Source organism: Rhodococcus sp. WWJCD1 (assembly GCF_002258735.1).
Classification (GTDB): Bacteria; Actinomycetota; Actinomycetes; order Mycobacteriales; family Mycobacteriaceae; genus Rhodococcoides.
The window spans coordinates 103,267-118,091 of sequence record NZ_NOXY01000032.1 but is presented as its reverse complement, the minus strand read 5'-3'; the positions used below and the strand labels follow the sequence as shown (position 1 = coordinate 118,091).

The 14,825-nt window shown below is 62.3% G+C and carries 15 protein-coding genes; 12 read left to right on the top strand and 3 right to left on the bottom strand.

Translation table 11 applies throughout. The features are described from left to right. Positions 1 to 5 precede the first annotated feature (5 nt). From CH286_RS28305 to CH286_RS25655, 7 genes are all read left to right on the top strand, one after another. Complete coding sequence (locus CH286_RS28305) at positions 6 to 668, top strand: M23 family metallopeptidase (RefSeq protein ID WP_255139222.1); 663 nt, start codon at positions 6 to 8, stop codon at positions 666 to 668. 25 nt (positions 669 to 693) lie between these two features. Beyond that, positions 694 to 1,047: a BlaI/MecI/CopY family transcriptional regulator gene (locus CH286_RS25680; protein WP_032370891.1), complete on the top strand. Its 354-nt coding sequence runs from the start codon at positions 694 to 696 to the stop codon at positions 1,045 to 1,047. Beyond that, the gene (locus tag CH286_RS25675; RefSeq protein ID WP_094610759.1) at positions 1,044 to 2,000 is read left to right on the top strand and encodes a M56 family metallopeptidase; all 957 of its coding nucleotides are present in this window, start codon (positions 1,044 to 1,046) and stop codon (positions 1,998 to 2,000) included. Before CH286_RS25680 ends, CH286_RS25675 begins: the two co-directional genes overlap by 4 nt. Before the next feature lie 86 nt (positions 2,001 to 2,086). After that, a complete protein-coding gene (ctaD, locus tag CH286_RS25670; protein WP_094610758.1) occupies positions 2,087 to 3,859 on the top strand; it encodes an aa3-type cytochrome oxidase subunit I in 1,773 nt (590 codons plus the stop codon). Positions 3,860 to 3,950: 91 nt separating this feature from the next. After that, a complete protein-coding gene (locus CH286_RS25665; protein ID WP_141215893.1) occupies positions 3,951 to 4,550 on the top strand; it encodes a copper resistance CopC family protein in 600 nt (199 codons plus the stop codon). Positions 4,551 to 4,560: 10 nt separating this feature from the next. Beyond that, positions 4,561 to 5,523 carry a cytochrome c oxidase assembly protein gene (locus CH286_RS25660; protein ID WP_032370888.1) on the top strand — a complete coding sequence of 321 codons (963 nt, stop codon included), beginning with the start codon at positions 4,561 to 4,563 and terminating at the stop codon, positions 5,521 to 5,523. A 32-nt stretch (positions 5,524 to 5,555) separates the two neighbouring features. After that, a complete protein-coding gene (locus tag CH286_RS25655) occupies positions 5,556 to 5,846 on the top strand; it encodes a DUF4229 domain-containing protein (RefSeq protein ID WP_052053811.1) in 291 nt (96 codons plus the stop codon). 72 nt (positions 5,847 to 5,918) lie between these two features. Here the strand turns inward: CH286_RS25655 and CH286_RS25650 are convergent, their stop codons facing one another. Together CH286_RS25650 and CH286_RS27960 are read right to left on the bottom strand one after the other, a co-directional pair. After that, a complete protein-coding gene (locus tag CH286_RS25650; protein ID WP_094650287.1) occupies positions 5,919 to 6,338 on the bottom strand; it encodes a hypothetical protein in 420 nt (139 codons plus the stop codon). Between the two features lie 117 nt (positions 6,339 to 6,455). After that, positions 6,456 to 6,632: a hypothetical protein gene (locus CH286_RS27960; protein WP_155288467.1), complete on the bottom strand. Its 177-nt coding sequence runs from the start codon at positions 6,630 to 6,632 to the stop codon at positions 6,456 to 6,458. 57 nt (positions 6,633 to 6,689) lie between these two features. Here CH286_RS27960 and CH286_RS25645 point away from each other — a divergent pair, with 57 nt between their 5' ends. From CH286_RS25645 to tcmP, 5 genes are all read left to right on the top strand, one after another. Continuing rightward, positions 6,690 to 7,157, top strand: coding sequence for a TniB family NTP-binding protein (locus tag CH286_RS25645; RefSeq protein ID WP_230598328.1), 468 nt, complete (start codon positions 6,690 to 6,692; stop codon positions 7,155 to 7,157). A 1,534-nt stretch (positions 7,158 to 8,691) separates the two neighbouring features. Continuing rightward, positions 8,692 to 9,381, top strand: a complete 690-nt coding sequence (locus CH286_RS25640; RefSeq protein WP_032370995.1) for a ParA family protein — start codon at positions 8,692 to 8,694, stop codon at positions 9,379 to 9,381. Positions 9,382 to 9,606: 225 nt separating this feature from the next. Next, positions 9,607 to 10,260, top strand: coding sequence for a ParB/RepB/Spo0J family partition protein (locus tag CH286_RS25635; RefSeq protein WP_329946442.1), 654 nt, complete (start codon positions 9,607 to 9,609; stop codon positions 10,258 to 10,260). 320 nt (positions 10,261 to 10,580) lie between these two features. Continuing rightward, positions 10,581 to 11,744: a site-specific integrase gene (locus tag CH286_RS25630; protein WP_094610756.1), complete on the top strand. Its 1,164-nt coding sequence runs from the start codon at positions 10,581 to 10,583 to the stop codon at positions 11,742 to 11,744. A 345-nt stretch (positions 11,745 to 12,089) separates the two neighbouring features. Continuing rightward, positions 12,090 to 13,238 carry a three-Cys-motif partner protein TcmP gene (tcmP, locus tag CH286_RS25625; protein ID WP_176458350.1) on the top strand — a complete coding sequence of 383 codons (1,149 nt, stop codon included), beginning with the start codon at positions 12,090 to 12,092 and terminating at the stop codon, positions 13,236 to 13,238. Here the strand turns inward: tcmP and CH286_RS25620 are convergent. Further along, positions 13,235 to 13,987 carry a DUF5131 family protein gene (locus tag CH286_RS25620; RefSeq protein ID WP_094610811.1) on the bottom strand — a complete coding sequence of 251 codons (753 nt, stop codon included), beginning with the start codon at positions 13,985 to 13,987 and terminating at the stop codon, positions 13,235 to 13,237. The genes tcmP and CH286_RS25620 overlap by 4 nt on opposite strands. Positions 13,988 to 14,825: the final 838 nt, after the last annotated feature.

The following is a 14,825-nucleotide window of genomic DNA, read 5'->3' as shown; positions in this document are numbered from 1 at the left end:
GCGCCATCGCTGCGTCGGTCGCGGTCGGTGCCTTTCTTTCCGCGGCAGCGACGTCTCCGAATACCGGGTCGCAGGACAGTGTGGCACTCAGCGCTGCGAGTATCGATCGACCTCCCGCCGGCGTCCTGCCGCCGAGCCCGGTCGTTGCCTCACCCCCGCAGGTGTTGCAGTTGCCCGATCTCGACGTCGGTCGGGTCGCGCAGCGCATGACCGAGCAACTCGCCGAGGGGGGAGTTCGGGCGGCGGAGCGCGCTGCACGCGATGCCGAGGCGCGGCGCCCGCTCTCGGTGGTGCCGGTGTCGGGAACATTGACCTCCAGTTCTGGGCCACGTTGGGGGACAACGCATTACGGACTCGACATCGCCAATACGATCGGGACGCCGATCGTATCGGTGACCGACGGTGAGGTCATCGAAGCAGGGCCGGCGCAAGGGTTCGGCCTGTGGGTTCGTATTCGTCAGGACGACGGCACGATCGGGGTGTACGGCCACATAGACCAGGCGCTCGTCACCGCCGGTCAACGCGTGAAAGCCGGCGAGCTCATTGCTACGGTAGGCAACCGAGGCCAATCCACCGGACCCCACCTGCATTACGAAGTGTGGCAACCCGACGGTGCCAAGTCCGACCCGGCGGCGTGGCTGTCGGCACGCGGAGTCGATATCACCTGACACGACGAGGAAAGAAGAACTGGCGATGAAAAGGCTCGGTGATCTCGAAGCGGAGGTGATGAACGTGCTCTGGGAATGTGATCGACCGCAGTCGGTCCACGACCTGCGCGAGCGCATGGCCGGCAGAAACCCCGCCTACACCACGATCCTGACCGTCGTGACCCATCTCCACGAGAAAGGGTGGGTCGAGCGGACCAAGCAGTCACGCGCGTACCTCTACTCCCCGGTGCAGTCGCGCGCGGAGGCCACCTCGCAAGCGCTGCGCGAAATCCTCGACACCAGCACCGACTCGGCCGCCGTGCTGATGCATTTCGCGAAAACCGTCACCGACGACGAACTCGACGCCCTGCGGGGGAACCTGCCGGACGTGAACCGGTGATCGTCGCGCTGGTGTTGCTCCTCGCGGCGATCATCGCGGCCGTCGCCCTGCCGCAGCCGCTGACCTCACTCACCCGCACCGTGAGCCCCACTCTCGCCTTGACCGCATGGATCGGCAGCATCGCCGGGGTGCTGTTCCTCGTGGGATCCGCGGTGACCGTGTTGCTCTGGCCCGGCCATGCGCCCGCCGAGGGCATGGTCGAACTTGCCGTCCGCTGCCTGGGATCGCTGCAACACGCGGCCCAGCCGTGGATCGGCGAAGCGGTCGCCGGAGCATCGGTCGTCCTCGCGGTATCGGCGTCGGCGCGCGTCCTGCGCTCGACTCGCCGTCAGCTTCGAGCCCGGTCCAAAGTCCGCGACTATCACCGCGATGTCATCGCCGTCGTGGCGCGCACGGACCCCGGACCCGAACCGATCATGTGGCTCGACCACCCGCTCCCGCTGGCCTACAGCATCGACGGTCGCCCGGGTTACGTCGTGGCCACCGAAGGCCTGCTCGCCCATCTCGATCCCGATCAACAGCGGGCAGTGATCGCACACGAACGTGCCCACTTGCGCGGGCACCACCACCGCATCGTCAACATCTGCGAGATCCTGGCTAAAGCACTTCCTCGCGTTCCTCTGTTCGCCGCAGCACCTGCAGCGGTGCGGGTTCTGGTCGAGGTCGCCGCGGACCGGTCCGCGGCCGCGGTCACCAGCGCCGACACCGTGCGTTCGGCCTTGTCGACGGTCTCGCAGGCGCATTCGGCGCGTCCACTGTGGGCGTTGGGCCTGATCGGGGAATCGACCGCCGAGCGGTTGCATCACCTCGACACGAGCGCGCACACGCCGAGCCGAACCGGGGCAGGCGCGTACGCTGCCGCCGCCGTGCTGCCGCTCGTGGTGCCGGCCGCCATGGCAATCCTCACCCTCAGTGCGGTCTCCGCCGCAGCGTGCGCGGTTCTGCTGACTTGAACCACCCCTAAATACTATGCTGCATAGTATTTAGGCTAAGCTGACGGACGCGTCCTGTAATTCGCGTGCGACACGAAGGTGGTTCCATGACGGCGCTGACATCTCCTCCGGCTGCGCCGGCGGTCCGCCCCTATCCACCCCGCGGGGCCCGCAAGGGATCATTCCTGCGCACCATGGTCACCACCACCGATCCGAAGGTCATCGGACTGATGTACCTGGTGACCTCGTTCGGGTTCTTTCTCGTCGGTGGCCTGATGGCGTTGATCATGCGCTCCGAGCTCGCGGTCCCGGGAATGCAGTTCCTCTCCAACGAGCAGTACAACCAGCTCTTCACCATGCACGGCACGATCATGCTGCTGCTCTACGCCACCCCGATCGTCTTCGGCTTCGGCAACTACATCCTGCCGCTGCAGATCGGCGCACCCGATGTCGCCTTCCCCCGGCTCAATGCCTTCAGCTACTGGCTGTACCTGTTCGGTGCACTGGTCACCACCGCAGGGTTCATCAGCCCCGGCGGTGCCGCAGACTTCGGCTGGACCGCGTATACCCCGTTGAGCAGCGCCGTCTACTCCCCCGGTATCGGATCCGACCTGTGGATCGTGGGTCTGCTCATCGCGGGCCTGGGCACCATCCTGGGCGGGGTCAACATGGTCACCACCGTGGTGTGCCTGCGCGCACCGGGAATGACGATGTTCCGGCTACCGATCTTCACCTGGAACATACTGGTGACCTCGATCCTGATCCTGCTGGCGTTCCCACTGCTGACCGCAGCACTGATGGGCCTGCTCGCCGACCGCAAACTCGGCACCCACATCTTCGATCCCGCCAACGGCGGAGCGTTGCTCTGGCAGCACCTGTTCTGGTTCTTCGGACACCCCGAGGTCTACATCATCGCGCTACCGTTCTTCGGAATCGTCTCGGAGATCTTCCCGGTCTTCTCCCGCAAACCCATCTTCGGGTACAAGGGCCTGATCTACGCCACCGTCGGCATCGCCGCCTTGTCCATCGCGGTGTGGGCGCACCACATGTACGCCACCGGTGCCGTGCTGCTGCCGTTCTTCTCGTTCATGACCTTCCTCATCGCCGTGCCGACCGGCGTGAAGATCTTCAACTGGATCGGCACCATGTGGCGCGGCCAGGTCACCCTCGAATCCCCCATGCTCTTCTCTATCGGATTCCTGATCACGTTCGTCTTCGGTGGACTGTCCGGGGTGCTGCTGGCGAGCCCGCCCATCGACTTCAACGTCACCGACACCTACTTCGTCGTCGCGCACTTCCACTACGTTGTGTTCGGAACGGTCGTGTTCGCGACCTACGCCGGCATCTACTTCTGGTTCCCCAAGATGACCGGCCGCATGCTCGACGAACGACTGGGCAAGTGGCACTTCTGGATGACGTTCCTCGGATTCCACGCCACCTTCCTCGTCCAGCACTGGCTCGGAGCGCAAGGAATGCCGCGCCGCTACGCCGACTACCTCCCCTCCGACGGATTCACCACCCTCAACCAGATCTCGACCGTGGGATCGTTCGTCCTCGGGGCCTCGACACTTCCGTTCATCTGGAACGTCTTCAAGAGCTACCGCTACGGCGAAGTGGTCACCGTCGACGACCCCTGGGGATTCGGTAACTCCCTCGAGTGGGCGACCAGTTGCCCACCACCGCGGCACAACTTCACCGAGATGCCCCGGATCCGCTCCGAGCGGCCGGCATTCGAGCTGCACTATCCGCACATGGTCGAACGCATCCGCGCCGAGCAGCACGTCGGTGGCCCGCACGCCGATTCGATCGCGCCTTCGGAAGTGATCACCGAAGCCATCGCCGGGCCGGATATATCGAAACGGCCGGACGTCGACAAGTAACACGGTCGACCGATCCCCGTAGGCTCACACCCCCTTACTACTATTGCGCATAGTAGTAAAGAGAATCAGTACGACCAGAGGAGAACCGAACGTGAAACGATGGATGCTGATCGCCGTGCTCATGTGCGGCACAGCACTGTTCGGGGCGGCCCCGGCGTCGGCGCACAGTGAACTGGTCAGCTCCGACCCGCCCGCCGATGCCACCCTCGACTTCGCGCCTATCGGTGTGGGTCTGGTGTTCAACCAGGACATCAACGAATCGTTCGCGACCATCAGCGTGGTAGGTCCTGGCGATACTCAGTGGACGCAGGGTACGGCCACGGTCGAGGGCCCCGACGTATCGGTCCTGCTCGAGGACGGCCTACCCAACGGGCAGTACACCGTCGGCTACCGCGTCACCTCCGCGGACGGGCACCCGATCACCGGGTCGTACGGCTTTTCGGTCGACGTCGCAGAGACCGCCACCCGCCCGGACGCTGCTGCACAGCAATCGCAGAGCGCTGCACGTTCGACCTCGCCGGCTCCCTCGACCACGCCGACGCAGGCCTACGATCCGAACAACCCGTCCGCCAGCGAAGACCGGCCACCGAAACAGAACACCATGATGCTGCTCTCCATCGTGGGCCTGACTGTCCTCGGTCTCGCTGCCATCGCCCTGACGTTGGTGATCCGAGGCAAGGACAAGCAATGACAGGGTCCCGATGAACATCGCCGCAGTAACTCCCCCGGAAGGCCCGCCGACGCTGGCAGCGTTGCTGAGCTTCGATGTACCGCCGCTCCCGATCCTGCCGATCGCCGGCATCGTCATGGCCGGGCTGTACTGCTGGGGGCTCTACCGGGTCCGCGGTCGAGGTATCGCGTGGTCACGGTGGCGGAGTGCGAGTTTTCTGCTCGGCTGCGCGGCGCTGGTCCTGGTGACCGGACTGCAGGTCGAACGCTACGGTTACAGCCTGTTCAGCGTCTTCATGTTCCAGCATCTGACGTTGTCGATGACCATCCCACCGTTGTTGGTGGTGGGTTCGCCCGGACGACTTTTGTTGCGTGCCACCGCTCATCACGGAACCGGGCGGTGGGTACTGATCGCGGCGCTGACGGGGTTGCGTAGCCGCGCCGGGCGCATCGCGCTTCACCCCGGGCTGACGATTCCGTTGTTCCTCTTCAGCTATTACGGTCTGTATCTGTCGTCGATCTTCGATGTTCTCGCCGTCAGCGAGATCGGGCACGTATCGATGGAGATCTTCTTCTTCGCCAGCGGGCTGCTGTTCATCATCCCTGTGCTCGCCGTCGGCCCCCTCCCTGTTCGGCAGAGCAATCTGGGCCGTATGTTCGACCTGTTCGTCGAGATGCCGCTGCATGTGTTCTTCGGTGTCATCCTGATGATGTCGAGCACCCCCATGCTCGCCACGTTCGCCTCCCCTCCCCCGCAGTGGGGTGTCGATCCGATAGCTGATCAGAAACTCGCCGGGGCGCTGGCATGGTCCTACGGTGAGCCGGTGGCCCTGCTGGTGGTGCTCATCTTCTGCATTCGATGGAACCGAGACGAAAAAGAGGAATCGGCCGTCGCGGATCGCCACGCCGAAGAAGACGGATACAGCGAACTGAACGCCTACAACGATTTCCTCAAGCAGATCGGCACCGAAACCCGGCCCCGCACCCTACGGTGACGCCCGCACAACTACGCACGACAGGACGGCCGATGCCACTGATCCGCACACCCGCAACCCCCCAGGGGCAGCTCGTCTTTCATGTGCTGGCCTACAACGGCGTACGGCTGATACTCGTGTGCGTCGCTGCAGGCGTGATCTTGGCCGTCGACGCGCTGACGACCCTCGACATTCCCTTCGTATTGGTACTACTCGCCGCACTTGCCGCAAGCCTGCCGCTGTCGGCACTGACTCTGAGGAAACGTCGCCGAACCATCAACGCGGACATCGAAGCTGTCGATCGCGCGCGCTCGATCAAGAAGCGAGGTCCCGCGGCGGGATGACCCCGTAGCAGAACTCTCTGACGCCGGCGTACGCATTCACGGCATGGCCGTATCGTTCTTGTCGATCACTGTTCACCCGACCCACTCGATGTGTGGTTGCGCTTCTGGTTTCGGCGCGCCATCGAGCAGTTCGAGGGTGCGTTGCAACAGATTCTCGATCCGATGCTCGAGATCATCGGTTATGTCGGACACATCGGCCAGATCGGTGTGGGCACGGCGGCGGGCATCGATACCGATTCGGTAGTAGTCCGAGTCCAGTGCAGCTGCAACGGGTTGCGGCGGCGAGCCGGTCATGTCCGCTTCCAGCGCGCGATCACCGAGGAGCAGCGACCGAGGCGGTCGTGGGTCGTGTCGAGGCGGCTGCCCAGTGCGATGGGCATCGACGATCCATCCGACCCCTGCCGGGGACATCGACTGTGCGGGGAACGGCATGTGGCCCCACCGGTCGATCGGCACGGCGACGGGACCTGGGTGCACCGACCATCTGGTCATGTCGGGAAAAGCGTTCGCCTGCAAGTGCTCTGAGAAGAACCTGGCCTTCCCGCTGCCCCCAACAGTACGGCATGAAGCGCATTACAGTACACCCGAAATCGGTTATCTCACTGACTATTACGCGACCGATACCTGGATACCGGCGAGGGTGGCGCGCACCATCTCGTGGCCACACGGGGTGTCGTGGCCGAGCCCGCGGTGGGACGAGAGGGCCTCACCTGGCAGTGGCTGCGGATGCAGCGGCCACGGGCGAACGTACGCATCATCGGGCATCGCCGCGAGCCGCGCGTTCACGCGAGGTGGCGCTCGAACTGGCGGCGCCGCTCGGTGGGACCGAGGTACAGAGTGCGCGTGAGCACCGATGAGGTGATCGCCACGGTCATCGACCATCTGGAGACGTTGCTGTCGTGGCCGGACCGACAGCGTATGCCGAACCTACTGTTGCTCGGTCCGACGAACAACGGCAAGTCGATGATCATCGAAAAGTTCCGGCGCACTCATCCGCCGATCAGCTTGTCCGACCGCGAGCAGATACCGGTGTTGTGCATGCAGATGCCCCCGGACCCGTCACCCGGCCGGTTCTACCTCGCACTGCTCACAGCGTTGGGAACACCGACCAGGCCCCGCAATCGGGTCCACGAACTCGAACAGCAAGCATTGATGCTGCTCCGCGCCACCGGCGTGAAGATGTTCGTTCGTCCAGACCCTGACACACCTTCATCCGTTCCCTCCTACGAAGCGCTTCTCCTTAGAGGACACAGAGCCTGGACCATTGGTGCCAGCCCACGATTCGACTCACCTGTTGCCCCAATCCCATAGGAGCGCGATTATGTTCGCTCCATCGATGTCAGGATGCAGCCTTGCCAGCGTCGCACTCGGCCTGAGCGAGGCATAGCACTGAAGCCTGCCTCGAAGGGCGCGCTCGAACGGCAACACGAAGAGAGCTCGACGCAAGGGTGCAGCTCTGTACCACTCCAAGGTCAAATTCAATCTTTACCGCGGTAAAGGTCGCCAAGATATGGAACGGGTCACCCGGACTCCAGGCTCTGCAGGCCCCGGTCCCCCAGCGCATCAAGCGCATCCACGATTTAACTCAAGCAAATGCACTCAACAGGAAGTTCCCCAGCACACGCCAGCCTCGTTAAAGCGGATTCGATTGAATATTGTCTATCAAAGGCCCGCCGCCACCTTCGGCCGGCCTTCGAATGCGCACCGCCAAAAAACCCGGAACTTCGACTGCAAATCGGGCAGATCCCGACGCTTGTGGGTGCGACGCTTTTCGTCACAGTGACGAAATTGGGTGGGGTCGCGACATCCTGCCCCCCGGTCTTACTTCGGCGCGAACTATCGCGATTCACCCTACGTAAATCCGCCGCAAGGCGTTGCCGGCCAAACCAAGGTCCTACGAGATGGCTGAAACTAACTGCCGACAAGAAATGAAACTCAAGGCCTCACTGGAGCCCACATCACCCCACCACCCACTCGCATTTACTGAATCATCACCTTGCGGTGAGAGATCAGCCTTTACCGCGGTAAAGACGCGACAACGCCAAGGCTCAGGACCTAGCGCCTTGACAGTCCGCCGGAATTGGGCGAAACGACCAAACTGGGGCCTGCCCGAAAACCCTAACGAAAACTGTTGCACCCTCACTACGATATCGGCCGGCCGATTGCATCAGAAGAGCCTGGTCGCGCATGATTGCAGTGCACTGCAACAGCAAGCAACTAGCGCGTACTTCGAAGTGCAACGACTGTTGCAGAACCAACGCCAGGTCGCGCCCAGAAATCTTAGTACGACGCGCCTCAGCGGGCCTTAAAGACATCCGACGGGCGTGGTGCCGGCACTTCGTGTATCACCATACCTAGCAAGCCTCCCGACTAACTGCTGTCGACCAGCGAACCAGCCAACGTTGGGGACGGCTGCCGTCCGCAGCCCTGCTCGCTGCTTCAATGACACAGTCCTCGCACGAATCTGCAACGGTGTAGCTCCCACACCCTCGGGTCAGAAGTCTGAATACCAGTAGTTGATGGTGCGACAGGCGGACTTAAGCACTGCCCACCTTCACTGATTTGACGTTTACCGCGGTAAAGATTTAGCCGGTAAGTACCACAGCGCGTGGACGAGCCAGTGAGCGCCGAGGTCCAGCGGGGGAGTCTGCCATCGGATCACAGACATGACCCGGCGAGTCGAAGCTACAACCGAACACTCTGGAGGCATAGTGATGTACATTTCGAGGGCGCAAGCAACTCCAGCGCTGCGCGTTCTCGCGGATCTTTACCGCGGTAAAGATCATCGCCAGAACACCACACCGAAGTAGCCGCACCGCGGTGAAGCAAACGGAAGGTGGGCTCAATGCCCGTACACGTAATAATCAGCCAAAAGGGCGGAGTGGGGAAGAGTACCCTCACGATGAACCTGGCGGCAGTCAAGAATGACGTCTTGACTCGCTCCGGAGCCAAGCAGAGCGAATCGCCAGTACTGGCAGCTTCGATCGACCCTCAGGGCTCGGCAGTGTGGTGGGCCGAAAGAGTGCAGGACCTTCCCTTCCGGGTCACTCAGATCGACGACCCGGAAATGCTCCGCCATCTGCCAAACCTGGATGGAATCAAACACGTTTACGTCGATACGCCGGGCTGGATCGGCGATCGTCCTGGGGCTGTAGATAACGGCACTTCAGGACAAGCGCTCGACACTGTACTTTCGGTGACCGATCTCGCGATCGTCCCGATCGTCCCGGAGCCACTCAGCTTCGACCCGACGGCCCGCACAATCTCCAAAGTGCTTGAGCCGAAGGGAATCCCATTCATTGTCGTCATCAACAACTGGGATCCAAGAGACGGCCGAGTCGACCTGGAACAGACCGAAGCATTCGTCCAAGCGCAAGGTTGGCCACTCGCCAACACCGTTGTTCGGCACTACAAGGTGCACAGTCGAGCCGCAGCTCAGGGGCAAGTGGTTACCGAGTACCCGCCAAATCGGGCATCGCTGCAGGCACGTGAGGACTTCCAACGCTTGTGCCTTGAGCTGGAAGTAGGTAAGTAAATGGCAACATCACAGAAGTCCCGGGGCGGTCGGGTCGATTTTTCTAGTCTGGTTGGTTCAGTGGGGGACAAGTCGCCCGTGGATGCATCCATCCCTGTGGATGGCCAATTTAGACCAGATGTGCCTCTGTCCGAACTAGTGGCCAACCCTCGGAATCCGCGCTCAGCGGTCGGGGATCTCGCCGATCTGGCTACAATCGCGGAGCGGCAGCTTCAACCTGGGACAGTGGTTACGAGCGCACGGTGGCTCGAACTTTGGCCAGAGGACGTCGCCAGAATCGGTTCCGCACGTTGGGTTGTGGTCAACGGCTGCCGAAGGCTTGCTGCGAGCGAGAAGTATGGCCGCAAGGGAATGGATGTGGTCGTTCAGGACAGCCTTGCAACATCCAAAGAGGCCATCCTGTGGGCATCAATAGTCGAAAACCTGGACCGGCAAGACTTCGACGTTGTCGAAGAGGCAGAAGCTGTCAACCTTCTTGTTACTGAACTCGGAAGCGCCACCAAGGCCGCTCAAAAATTGGGGCGATCAGAAGGCTGGATCTCGCAGCGGCGCGCATTGCTCAAGCTAGAGCCTGAGTTGCGGGAGAAACTACGTTCAGGCGATCTCGCGATCCGAGACGCTCGGGCGCTGGCGCAGATTCCGTCTGCGGAGCAGGTCGCTGAGTGGTCTTCACGCCAGCAGAACCCACCATCGCCGAAAGCAAACGAGAAGAAACCACGCCGACCCTCCGATGCTGACAAGCAGATCGCATCACGCAGCGCCGCAATCCGGGCGCTGATGAAGCTGAAAAGCGATCCCCACTCTGTGGCAGTCGCGATCAGGGAAGCGCTCAACGAGGAGGACATACGTGAGCTGGTGAAGACGCTTCGAGGCATCTGACACAGCTCATCCAACCAAGAAGGCCTCGGCGGAAAGCACATCCGCCGAGGCCTTGCTGCTGAGCCTCCGATTCGGACCAGTGGGGAAGTGGAGCGGAGGCTTAAGCCCAGGTAGCCGGTCTGTGTCAGAAGCGCGACCCACCACTTCGCCAGCTCTGATCGGTCGCCAATGGCACTCTTGCAGATAGAGCTTCCTACTCACCCTTACTTATTCAGATTAGACCAACGTAAATTGCATTTTCCGCATCGTCACTGCCAAAACGCCAGTTCAGCACAGTTTTGCTCTGCAGACGTCTCGGTGACCTGCGCTAGGCTGCACGTATGGACCTCTGGCCTGCCCGAACACCTGCGGAGGGCACTCTTGTAAACGTCGGGGCAGTGGCTGTTGAGCCTGAGATTCCGCCAGCCGTCGCGAAACGAATCGCGGCCGCCGTGCAGTCCTCACGCTCCGAGGGAACCCGCAAGACCTACGCGGCCGCATGGAGACGGTTCACCCAGTGGTGCGAGTCGAATGATCACGTGACGCTTCCGGCGCACCCGATCACCGTCGCCGCCTACCTAGTCGACGCCGCCGACACCCGCACCGAAACAGGAGAGCGGGCCTACGCTGTTGCCACCTTCGGCACCTGGATCGCGGCGATCAACCACCAACACCGCACCACAGGACATCTTTCCCCGTCAGCGCACGAACTCGTCACCGCGACCTTGTCGGGAATCCGGCGCGAGTACGCCGCAGCGGGGGACCGACCCCGCACCCCGCGAGACCCATTGTTGGTCGACGACATCAAACTCCTCGTACAGACTGCACGGGAACGGTGCCAAGGATGGGCCGACGAGGTCTTGGAGCGCCGCGACTCGGCGATACTGCTCCTCGGGTTCGCCGGTGCCTACCGACGTAGCGAATTGTCGGAGCTATTGTGCGGTGATGTCACCGTGCACCGGAATGACGGCCTCCACGTACGTCTACGTAGATCGAAGACCGACCAAGAGGGCAGGGGAGCGGTGAAAGCCCTGCCGTACACCGACTCTCCCGAGACCTGCCCACCCTGCGCCTATGTGCGCTGGGTGCAGGTGGTCGCCGCATTCGACATCGGCGGACGTCCGTCCGTGATCCGCCTACTCCGCAAGCGAGAACCGTTCATCGAGCATGTGTGCCGTGGGGGAGTACCCCGCACCTCGTCCCGCTCACCGCTGCTCCGAGCCGTTGCCAAGAACGGCAACCTTGGCACCGCAGCGTTGTCCGGTGCTGCGATCCATCAGACCGTCCGTCGCCGCGCGCAGCATGCCGGCTACGACCCCACCGTGGTTGCCAAGCTCGGTGGGCACTCGCTCCGCGCCGGCTTCGTCACCCAAGGCACACGGAACGGAGCCGACGGCTCCGCCATCGCCCGCCAGACCGGACACGCCAGCTTGGACTCCGTCGAGGTCTACCGTCGCGAACATGCCCCCCTGGCCGGAAACGCAGTGGCTGACATCGGGCTCTAAGTCACTCAAGTTTCAGAATGCCGCAGCCGTTTGTGTTGACGCCCTCTGGTGAAGCAGACGTGTGCGGATCCGCTGTGGCTTCGGAAAGTTCATGTAGCACTGGTGGCTGACGCCCGCATCTTCTTTACTTTCTTTGGCAGGAGCACCGACGGCACTCGATTCCAGAAAGCACAGTCAGCAACCCAGGGCATTGGCTCGATCGGCCTCAGATCCCAGACTCTGCCGCCCCCGCCGATAAGATTCCAGCGGAGGATGCACGCCTTTCCAGCGGTGCGATCGGGTAGCAGACACGACCGCGCAACGGCAACAGTTGGCCCGGCGGCAAACGCGACTAACGGAGTAGTGATGGCGACTGGGACCGACGGTGGGTTATTGGACAACCCGAAGCCACAGTCCGTGTACAAACACGGAATTCTCGACCAATACGTCATCCAATTCGCGACGATGACTGCCAGTCCGCTGTCTCCGAAGCGCTGCTTACTCGTCGATGGTTTCGCGGGGCGAGGCCGCTTCGACACGAAGCAACCAGGGTCCGCCGAGTACATGATGCTCGCTGCACAGAAGGCCAAGGCAACAACCACGATCGACCTTTTCCTGGTGGAGAAGGCCCCCGCCGACTACGCCTCGCTCGACGCGGTCGCCGACGAGTACCGCAACCGCGGCATCCGCATTGACAGTTACCACGGGGAGTGCGAGACATACTTCGGGGAGGCGCTCACGCTGGCCGCCGGGGCTAGCCTATTCGTCTTTCTTGATCCGTGCGGAGCGGTGCTCCCAATGGCCTCCATCAGGAAGATCCTCCAGCAGAGGGGGACGTGGCCTCGTACCGAGGTGCTGCTCAACTTCAACGCCGATCTGATTCGCCGCGCTGGTGGGCAGCTGAAAAAGGGCCAGCTCGAACTAGGCGGCGTCGCACAGGCGGATGAGGTGTGCGGCGGCGTTTGGTGGCGGGACGTGGCCCTGCAGGCGCACTACGCGTCCGGTGGACAGACCTGGGAGGCGGCCGCCGACGCGGTATCTATCGAGTATGCCAAGCGCCTCACGGACGGCACGCCCTACGGATCCGTCGTCGCGCCAGTACGACGACAAGTCCATCACCAACCCGTCTACTACCTGATCTTCCTCACCTCCCAGCCTCATGGAATCTGGGTGTTCGGTGTCTCCGCTGCCAAGGCGCGCGAAAAATGGATCGACTTCCTAGGTCCTGACCCCGACGAACGCGAGAACATGCTGTGGGACACCGTCGCCGACCAACTCGCGCGTGAGCACGCCAAAGCTATTGACCACATCACCGGGAATTTGCGCGCGCTGACCGCTGACGGCCAGCCCAAGAAGGCGGTGGACCACGTCAGGCCCATCTTCGGTGATCTCTATGGCGAAGCGAAGGAGACTGCGTTCACCGCGGCGCTGCGAACGCTCGTGAAGTCGGGCGAACTCGAATATGTGGCGAAGGGCAAAAAGCCGCGTGATTTCGTCTTCCGCCGGGCTTGCTAAGCCGAAGCTGCTGCCAGCTCCGGCATGTCGTCCCAGGTGCGACCATCGAGTTCCCGGCCGTTCGCTTTCGGCGTCCGCCCGCCCCACTGTTTGAAGAAGAACGCTACGTCAGCCTGGACGCACTGGTCGCGGATGTCTTCGACCCACGCCGGGTCCATCGGTCGTGCTCGTGGACCTGATTCGCCGCCGGCGATGACCCAGTCGATTCCGTCGAGCTCCAAGTGAGGCAGAGCCGTGAGGAGCGGTTCGCATGATAGGAATCGTGTCTCGGCTGGGACAGCGCGTAGATAGTCGATCCGGTCGACTACGTCGTCCGATTCGACCGAGACACCCATCCATAGGTTGTCGGGCCAGTCGAGTTTGTCGGCAATCCTCGCTGTCCGATGGGCCCGCTTCGTGAGCACCTGATAGGTGTGCTGCGGCGTCTCGCGAATCACGTCGAAGACGTCACGGATGAAGTCAATCGGGACCTTTGCGTGAAAGAGGTCGCTCATCGAGTTCACGAAGACCACCTTGGGAGCACGCCAGCGGTACGGCTGCGCCAAGGACCCTGGATGGAGCGTCACGCCGAAGCCTGGTCCGGATGTACGGGGATCGCCGTCCTTCTGGTACTTCTCAGCGCCCATGGCCTTTAGCCGCTTGGCCAGGGCCAGCGCGTAGCAGTTGTCACAGCCTGCGGCAACACGATCGCACCCGGTCACGGGGTTCCAGGTGACCTCGGTCCATTCGATTGCACTGTTCGTGGCCATCGACATCACCCCTTCCTTCGTCGAACGTATCTGCGATCGTCAGGGTAGCCGCTCGCACGTCTCAGCAGGGGTCGGGCGTCCCTGCGGTTCCCTGTCCGTAAATAATGATGCATGCCCGTTCTGGTTACTGTCGCCCTCCTCTGTACGGGGCTCGTGACCCAGCTGCTGGGCATCGCTCTCGTTGTCGCCGATATACGTCGCGACCGTCGCCTCAGTAGAGACTTTGAACGTAGGATTCAATTAGCACACGAAGCCGAACAAGGAACGGAGCTGCAGCGTTCGAGCCCAGACCTGCCATTTGACGAAGACATGAAACTTCTGGGCGCAGCCATAGAGGCGTGGGCTCCTGTCTATGACCCAGACTTTCAACTCCAACGCACAGCCGGTTTTCGCGCTGGCTGGACAGGTGTCGTTCTGCTGACGCTCGGGACCGTAGTGAACTTCGCAGCGTCAGTTGGACCTCTTGTTTGAGCTTTCGCGAAGTGTGCTGTCGGTGGGCCGAGCGGAGATTCTCAACTGTCCTTGCTGCGGTTGTCGCTCTGCGCTGCCGCAGTCGGCTGGACCCCCGAATCGCCTTCTCTACACTGGTGTACAACATTCACCAGACATGGAACTCCGATCGACCCCCGGGATGCGCCCTGGATCATGCACTCGGTCGCGGCGGGCCCTGCCGCGACCGTATCCGTTCGCGAGGTGCGGACGCTTCCCGAAGTCATTCACGTCACGCATATTTGCGCGCTTTCAAAATCACCGGGTACCCGGTGCCGCCACGAGTACGATAAAGTCGAGATGTTCTTAAACTTTGCCGATTGTTCTGTGCGACTGTGGTTTAATTCCT